This is a genomic window from Sulfitobacter sp. HI0040, from assembly GCF_001634885.1.
Lineage (GTDB): Bacteria > Pseudomonadota > Alphaproteobacteria > Rhodobacterales > Rhodobacteraceae > Sulfitobacter.
The window spans coordinates 1-7,310 of record NZ_LWEX01000333.1 but is presented as its reverse complement, the minus strand read 5'-3'; the positions used below and the strand labels follow the sequence as shown (position 1 = coordinate 7,310).

Below are 7,310 nucleotides of genomic sequence, written 5' to 3'. Positions count from 1 at the left end.
CGGGCGGCGCTGTCGTCCATGGCGATTGCGCTTCCTTCGAAAAGGATCACCATCAACCTCAGTCCTGCGGACCTGCCGAAGGAGGGCAGCCATTTCGATCTGCCCATCGCGGTCGCCTTGCTGGCAGCACTCGAAGTCCTCCCCGCCGATGTGACTGAAAGCGTTGTCTCGCTGGGCGAGCTATCGCTCGACGGGACGCTGGTGCCCGTCGCCGGGGCCCTGCCAGCGGCGATGACAGCGGCAGAGAACGATTGCAAACTTCTGTGCCCCTCCGCCTCCGGAGCGGAGGCCGCGTGGGTCGGAGACACGCAGGTCATACCAGCGGCCACCCTGTCGGAAGTGGTGCGCCATTTCACCGGGCAGGCACCGCTGATCCCTGCCGAACCCGGTGAGGTAGCGCCGCATGCGGCCACCCGGGATCTACGGGATGTCAAAGGGCAGGAAAGGGCCAAGCGCGCGCTGGAAATCGCGGCGGCGGGGAGGCACCATCTGTTGCTCGTGGGCACGCCCGGTTCGGGCAAATCCATGCTGGCCGCCCGCCTTCCGTCGATCCTGCCCGCGCTGAGCCCGGCTGAGGCGCTCGAAACTTCCATGATCCATTCGCTTGCGGGGCTGATAGATGAGGGAGGCATTTCCCGCGCGCGGCCCTTTCGGGAGCCGCATCATACCGCCTCCATGGCGGCCATCATCGGCGGCGGGCGGCAGGCCAGACCGGGGGAGGTATCGCTCGCGCATAACGGCGTGCTTTTCCTCGACGAACTGCCTGAATTCGCACGCGCGGTGCTGGAAACACTCCGCCAGCCGCTCGAAACCGGGGAAGTGATGATCGCGCGGGCGAACGCCCACGTCCGCTACCCCTGCCGATTCATGTTCATCGCCGCCGCAAACCCCTGCCGTTGCGGATATATGACCGACGCGAGCCGGGCCTGCGCGCGGGTTCCACACTGCGGGGAGGATTATCTCGGCCGCATTTCAGGGCCGATGATGGACCGGTTCGATCTACGGGTCGATGTACCCCCTGTGGCTTTCCAGGATCTTGACCTGCCAGCCTCCGGCGAAAGCTCCTCGCAAGTCGCCGCCAAGGTCGCCGCCGCGCGTCGCAGGCAGGCGGAGCGCTACGCGGAGGTCCCCGGCGTGGCGGTAAATGCGGATGCCGAAGGTGAGATCCTTGAACAGGTCGCCACCCCCGAAAAGGCAGGCCGCGAGTTGCTGGTGAAGGCGGCGGACAGGTTCAACCTGTCGGCGCGCGGTTATCACAGGGTCCTTCGCGTGGCCCGAACGATCGCCGATCTCGATGGCAGTGAGACCGTTGCCCGGTCCCACCTTGCCGAAGCGCTCAGCTACCGGCTGCAAAGCGCGCTGATCGCCTGAGACCGGTAGCCCTATGGCGGCCCGAGAACGCCTGCTTCAGCCCAGTCGCGCCTCGATAGCTTCCCAGATCTTTTCGGCGATGTTCACCCCATCGAAACGCTCCAGTTCCTGAATACCGGTGGGCGAGGTCACGTTGATCTCTGTCAGGTAGTCTCCGATAACGTCGATACCCACGAAGACCTGACCCTTTTCCCGCAGGACGGGCCCGATGCGGTCGCAGATTTCACGGTCCCGGTCGGTCAGGCCGACCTTCTCCGGTCGTCCCCCCACATGCATGTTGGAGCGTGTTTCCCCCTCCGCCGGCACCCGGTTGATCGCGCCGACAGGTACGCCGTCCACCAGAATAACGCGTTTGTCCCCGTTGGATACCGCCGGCAGGAATTTTTGCACGATGAGTGGCTCGCGCGAAAACCCGGTGAACAGCTCATGCAGGGAGGTGAGGTTGCGGTCCGCCGCGTCGAGGCGAAAGACCCCTGCCCCGCCATTGCCGTAAAGCGGCTTGAGGATGACATCGCCATGCTTCGCCTTGAATGCCTTGATGGTGGCAAGGTCACGCGCGATCGTCGTGGGCGGCGTGAGGTCCGGGAAGTCCAGCACCATCAGCTTTTCAGGGAAATTGCGTACCCAGAACGGATCGTTCACCACCAGCGTGGTGTCCCGTAACCGGTCAAGCAGGTGGGTGGAGGTGATGTAATGCATGTCGAAGGGCGGATCCTGACGCAGCCAGACCACGTCGAACTCCGCCAGATCGACCTCACGCTTCGGGCCCAGCGTCACATGATCGCCTTCGACCCGCCGAACGGTCATGTCCTGACCCCGCGCCGTGATGCGCCCCTCTTGGTAGGCGAGGTGGTCGGGCGTATAAAAGAACAACTCGTGCCCCCGCGCCTGCGCCTCTTCCGCAAGGCGGAAGCTGCTGTCCGCAGCGATGTTCACGTCCCCGATCGGGTCCATCTGAAATGCAATTTTCATGCCTGCCCCTCTTTCATCGCCCCTTGATGAGGCAGAGGCGACAGGGACGCAATAGATCAGTCGTGCCCGAACGCGTTTTCGACGATGCGGAAATCACCCCGCGCATCTACCAGCGCAACATCGAAACGGGCGGGGGTCAATTGGCCCTTGGGCTCGCCGCCGAGGAACTCTTCGGCACTGGTATGGATACGCCGCATCTGCTGCGGGCGAATCCGTTCGGCAGCGGCGGCGAAGCTGCGGCTTTTCTTGACTTCGACAAAGACGACTTCTTCACCCTCGTGGAGGATAAGGTCGATTTCACCGCCCCCTCCGCGCCAGCGTCGATGAGACACGATGGCCCCCCGGTCAAGATAGGCACGCTCAATACGGTTTTCGGCGGCGATCCCCGCGTGATAGGCCATGCGGCCCCGGTCAGCCCTGTTCATCGGTACGCCCACAGTTGCCCCTTTGTTAGTCTGCGTCCTTCGTGAGGGCCAGCGCCTGCTGGTAGACTTTACGCCGTGGAAGCTGATGCGCCCTGGCGACAAGGTCCACCGCGTCCCGCATGGAGAGCTGTTCAAGCGCCTCCCTCAGGTCTTGGGATAAGTCAGAAACACTAACAGAGGATGAACGAGCACGGTCCACGAGCACGACGATCTCGCCCTTCGGGGCCTTTTCCGAAAAGCGGTCGGTCAGTTCACCCAATGTGCCCCGGGTGATCTCCTCGAACTTCTTGGTCAATTCCCGGCATGTGGCCGCCTGTCGCTGCGCGCCCAGCGCTCTCGCCGCATCTTTCAACATCGCGCCCAGCCGCTTGGGGGATTCGTAGAATACCAGCGTTCCGGGCACTTCCCTCAGTGCCTCGAGCGCCGACAGACGGGCCGCGGCAGCATTGGGCAGGAAACCGGCGAAATGAAAGGCATCTGTGGGCAATCCTCCTACGCATAGCGCCGTCAGCGCCGCCGATGGGCCCGGTACACAGGTTTGTGGAAGTCCCGCCTCCGCGACCTTGCGAGACAGCTCGAACCCCGGATCGGCGATGAGGGGCATGCCCGCTTCGGAGGCATATGCCACCGAGGCGCCCCCAGCGATCTGGCGCAGGAGGTTTTCCAACGCGCCTTCGCCGGTATGGTCATGCAGCGACTGTATGCGCCGCCCTTTCAGCGGGATCGCATGAATATCCATAAGTTTGCGCAGGCTGCGAGTATCTTCGGCCGCAAGAACATCCGCAGAAGCGAGCGTATCGAGCGCGCGAAGGGTAATGTCCCGCGCCGTGCCGATGGGCACGCCGACGAAGTACAATCCCGCTGGCAGCGGAGTGATCTGGTAATTCAACGCTGGACCCGCCTTTCGCACTCTCTATGATCACGGCACCGCCGGACGGCTGCAGCGTCGCCGCAAAACTGACCGCCATGGAGTGAAACGATTATGATGATGACCCTTTTCCAAGTTCTCCGCAAGAAGGCCCGGCTGGCGCTTCTGCCCCTTGCGGCGCTCGTCCTTGCCGCCTGCGAACCCATTCCGACGGGGGGGATAGCGTCCCCCGGGGGGCCGAGCGTCGATGTGAACGCGCCCGTGCCGGTGGCTCTTCTGGTGCCCCGTGGCGGATCGGCAAGCGACAACCTGCTGGCCGCCAATCTCGAAAATGCGGCGCGCATGGCGATCCGCGATCTCGATGGCGTCCAGATCGATCTGCGCGTCTACGGGACTGCCGGGAACGCGGCTACGGCATCGCAAGTGGCGGCGCAGGCCGTCAATGAAGGGGCAAAGATCATCCTCGGGCCGGTGTATGGCGAAGCGGCGAACGCCGCCGGCGTCGCTGTTGCACCGCAGGGCGTGAACGTGCTGTCCTTCTCCAACAACCCAACGATCGCTGGCGGAAACGTCTATATCCTCGGGCCGACCTTCGACAACACCGCCAATCGCCTCGTGGGCTATGCCAAGCGTACCGGCAAGGATCGCATCGCCATCCTGCATGGTCAGGATCTCGGCGGTCAGTTGGGTCGGTCCGCCATCGAGAAGGCAATCGCCAACAACCGGGCGACGCTTGCCGGCACGGTCGACTACGCCCTGAGCCAGGAATCCGTGGCGGCTGCCGTTCCGCGCATCAAGGCGACCATCGAAAGCTCCGGCGCCAACGCGCTTTTCCTTACGACGTCTTCGTCGAGTGCACTGCCGCTTTTTGCGGAGCTTCTGCCGGCTGCAGGGATCAATGTCGCCAGCACGCAGTATATCGGTCTGACCCGCTGGGACATTCCGGCCCAAACGCTGGCACTCCCCGGTCTTCAGGGTGGATGGTTTGCCCTGCCCGACCCCGGGGCGGCGCAAGCCTTCGCTTCGCGCTATACTGCCGCTTATGGGGAACAGCCCCATCCGCTGGCCGGGCTCGCCTTTGATGGCGTCGCCGCCGTGGGCGCGCTCGTCCGTACCGGTCGCCCGACCGCGCTGACAGGTGCTTCGCTGACGCAAGGCGCCGGGTTCCGTGGCTCTTCCGGTGTCTTCCGCTTGATGCCCGATGGCACCAACGAACGGGGCCTCGCTGTCGCGGCGATCCGCGACCGGCGTGTGGTGGTGATCGATCCTGCGCCGCGCAGCTTCGGCGGCGCCGGTTTCTGATCGCGCGCGCAGGATGACATCTACCCGCATCCTTGCGCAGGAAGAGAAAGGCGCGGCCGCCCGGCCGCGCCTCATTTGTGCGCCCGAACTCATTGTCGAGCCGGAAGCACTGCTTGCAAAGCTCGAAGCCACCTGCGACGGACTCGAACCCTCCGCCCTGCGTAACGAAGCCGTGCGCATCCTGCGGGAGGCGCAAAAGCATGGGCGCGAAGAAATCGCACGTGCCTTCCGCGCGGCCCCCTTCGATTCACGCGCCATGGCCCGCAGCTATACCTACCTGACCGACAATCTCGTTCAGCTGACGCTCCATGTTGCGGGCAGCATGCTTCATCACAAGCCGAACCCGACACGGGGCGAACGGCTTTCGGTGATCGGCGTCGGTGGCTATGGCCGGGGAGAGATGGCGCCCCATTCGGACGTCGATCTGCTGTTTCTCATCCCCTACAAGGTCACCGCCTTTTCCGAGAGCGTGATCGAAAGCATGCTCTACATCCTGTGGGATCTGAAACTGAAGGTCGGCCACGCGACCCGTACCATCACGGAGTGCCTGCGGCTGGGGGCAGAGGATTTCACGATCCAGACCGCCCTGCTGGAACATCGCTATATCTGCGGCGATGCCGAACTGGCAGAGCGTCTGGAGAAGGAACTGAAGACCGATCTCTTTTCGGGGTCGGGCCGCGAATTCATCGAGGCAAAGCTGGAGGAACGCGACCAACGGCACCTCAAACAGGGCGAACGCTATGTGGTGGAACCCAATGTGAAGGAAGGCAAAGGGGGGCTGCGCGACCTGCATTCCCTCTTCTGGATCGCGAAGTACATTCATCACGTGGATCACAGCTCTGAGCTGGTGGCCAAGGGCGTGTTCCGGGCGGACGAGTATCAGACCTTTTCCGAGGCGGAAGCGTTCCTCTGGGCGGTGCGGGGCCATCTGCATCTGCTGACCGGTCGCGCCTCGGAGCAGCTTACCTTTGACATGCAGGTGCAGGTGGCCGAAGCGATGGGCTACGAAGACATGGGGGGGCGCCGGGGTGTCGAGGTCTTCATGCAGGCGTATTTCCGGCAGGCGACCGCCGTCGGGGACCTGACCCGCATCTTCATCACCGCCCTCGAAGCGATGCACGTCAAGGCGGAACCGCTGCTCGAACGTATCTTCCGCCGCAAACCGAAGATACGCGAAGGATACGACGTGGTGCACAACCGCATCGCCATCCGCGATCCGCAGGCTTTCCTTTCGGACAAGCTGAACCTGCTGCGCATCTTCGAAGAGGCGCTGAGGACCGGGATGCTGATCCATCCCGATGCCATGCGGTTGGTGCAGTCGAACCTGCGACTGATCGATGAGGACATGCGCAACACGCCCGAAGCGCAGCGCATCTTTCTGGACCTGTTGCTGAAGCACGGCAATCCCGAACGCGCCCTGCGGCGCATGAACGAACTGGGCGTGCTGGGCGCATTTATCCCCGAATTCGAGACGATTGTGGCGATGATGCAGTTCAATATGTACCACAGCTATACGGTGGACGAGCATATCATCCAGTGCATCGCCAACCTCGCCCGGATCGAAAAGGCCGAACTGGAAGAGGAACTGCCGGTCGCTTCCTCCATCCTCAAGAGGGGCGTGAACCGCAAGGTGTTGTTCGTGGCCCTGCTCCTGCATGACATCGGCAAGGGACGTTCGGAGGATCATTCTATTCTGGGGGCCAAGATGGCCCGCAAGATCGCGCCGCGACTGGGGCTGAAGCAGGATGAGGTTGATACCGTCGAATGGCTGGTGCGCTATCACCTGCTGATGTCGGACATGGCGCAGAAACGCGATATCGCCGATCCGCGGACCGTGCGGGATTTCGCCAAGGCGGTACAGACGGTCAAGCGCCTAGATTTGCTGTGCGTGCTGACAGTCTGCGATATTCGCGGGGTCGGTCCCAACACGTGGAACAACTGGAAGGCTGTCCTGATCCGGGGGCTTTACCGCCAGACGAAGCGGGCATTGGAAACCGGTCTCGAGGACCTCAACCGCGAAAACCGCGGCGCCGGCGCGAAGAAGGCGCTGCGCGAGGCGCTGTCCGACTGGCCGCGCAAGGACGTGCAGGCGGAAATTGCCCGCCATTACCCGCCCTACTGGCAAGGCCTGCATCTCACCTCTCATGTGACCTTCGCGAAAATGTTGCGGGACATCGACGGGGACGACATCCGCATCGACCTGCATCCGGATGAGGACCGCGATGCCACCCGCGCCAGTTTCGTGCTGGCGGATCACCCGGGCATCTTTGCCCGGCTGGCGGGGGCGCTGGCACTGGTGGGGGCGAACGTGGTCGATGCCCGCAGCTACACCACCAGCGACGGCTATGTCACCGATGCCTTCTGGGTACAGG

6 protein-coding genes are annotated in these 7,310 nt (G+C 63.4%); 3 read left to right on the top strand and 3 right to left on the bottom strand.

Translation table 11 applies throughout. From position 1 onward, the window contains the following. A partial coding sequence (locus tag A3728_RS14800) for a YifB family Mg chelatase-like AAA ATPase (protein WP_067925242.1) occupies positions 1 to 1,371 on the top strand: 1,371 nt, incomplete at its 5' end. A 36-nt stretch (positions 1,372 to 1,407) separates the two neighbouring features. On the opposite strand, the gene gshB is transcribed toward A3728_RS14800, so the two are convergent. Genes gshB through rsmI form a run of 3 tightly spaced genes read right to left on the bottom strand, consistent with a single transcriptional unit; the run spans position 1,408 to position 3,657 of the window. Then, the gene (gene gshB, locus A3728_RS14795) at positions 1,408 to 2,343 is read right to left on the bottom strand and encodes a glutathione synthase (RefSeq protein WP_067925235.1); all 936 of its coding nucleotides are present in this window, start codon (positions 2,341 to 2,343) and stop codon (positions 1,408 to 1,410) included. Positions 2,344 to 2,399: 56 nt separating this feature from the next. After that, positions 2,400 to 2,768: a YraN family protein gene (locus A3728_RS14790; RefSeq protein ID WP_067925232.1), complete on the bottom strand. Its 369-nt coding sequence runs from the start codon at positions 2,766 to 2,768 to the stop codon at positions 2,400 to 2,402. A gap of 25 nt (positions 2,769 to 2,793) precedes the next feature. Beyond that, positions 2,794 to 3,657, bottom strand: a complete 864-nt coding sequence (gene rsmI / locus A3728_RS14785; protein ID WP_067925229.1) for a 16S rRNA (cytidine(1402)-2'-O)-methyltransferase — start codon at positions 3,655 to 3,657, stop codon at positions 2,794 to 2,796. Between the two features lie 96 nt (positions 3,658 to 3,753). Here rsmI and A3728_RS14780 point away from each other — a divergent pair, with 96 nt between their 5' ends. Both A3728_RS14780 and A3728_RS14775 read left to right on the top strand, forming a co-directional pair. Further along, on the top strand, positions 3,754 to 4,938 hold the full coding sequence (locus A3728_RS14780) for a penicillin-binding protein activator (RefSeq protein ID WP_067925239.1): 1,185 nt from the start codon (positions 3,754 to 3,756) through the stop codon (positions 4,936 to 4,938). Positions 4,939 to 4,951: 13 nt separating this feature from the next. Beyond that, positions 4,952 to 7,310: [protein-PII] uridylyltransferase (locus A3728_RS14775; protein ID WP_067925226.1), on the top strand; the 2,359-nt coding region annotated here is incomplete at its 3' end.

What these genes read in the sequence shown, in the direction of transcription:
- gshB (WP_067925235.1), bottom strand. Translation starts at nt 2,343, where the DNA reads ATGAAAATTGCATTTCAGATGGACCCGATCGGGGACGTGAACATCGCT.
- A3728_RS14780 (WP_067925239.1), top strand. Translation starts at nt 3,754, where the DNA reads ATGATGACCCTTTTCCAAGTTCTCCGCAAGAAGGCCCGGCTGGCGCTT.
- A3728_RS14790 (WP_067925232.1), bottom strand. Translation starts at nt 2,768, where the DNA reads ATGAACAGGGCTGACCGGGGCCGCATGGCCTATCACGCGGGGATCGCC.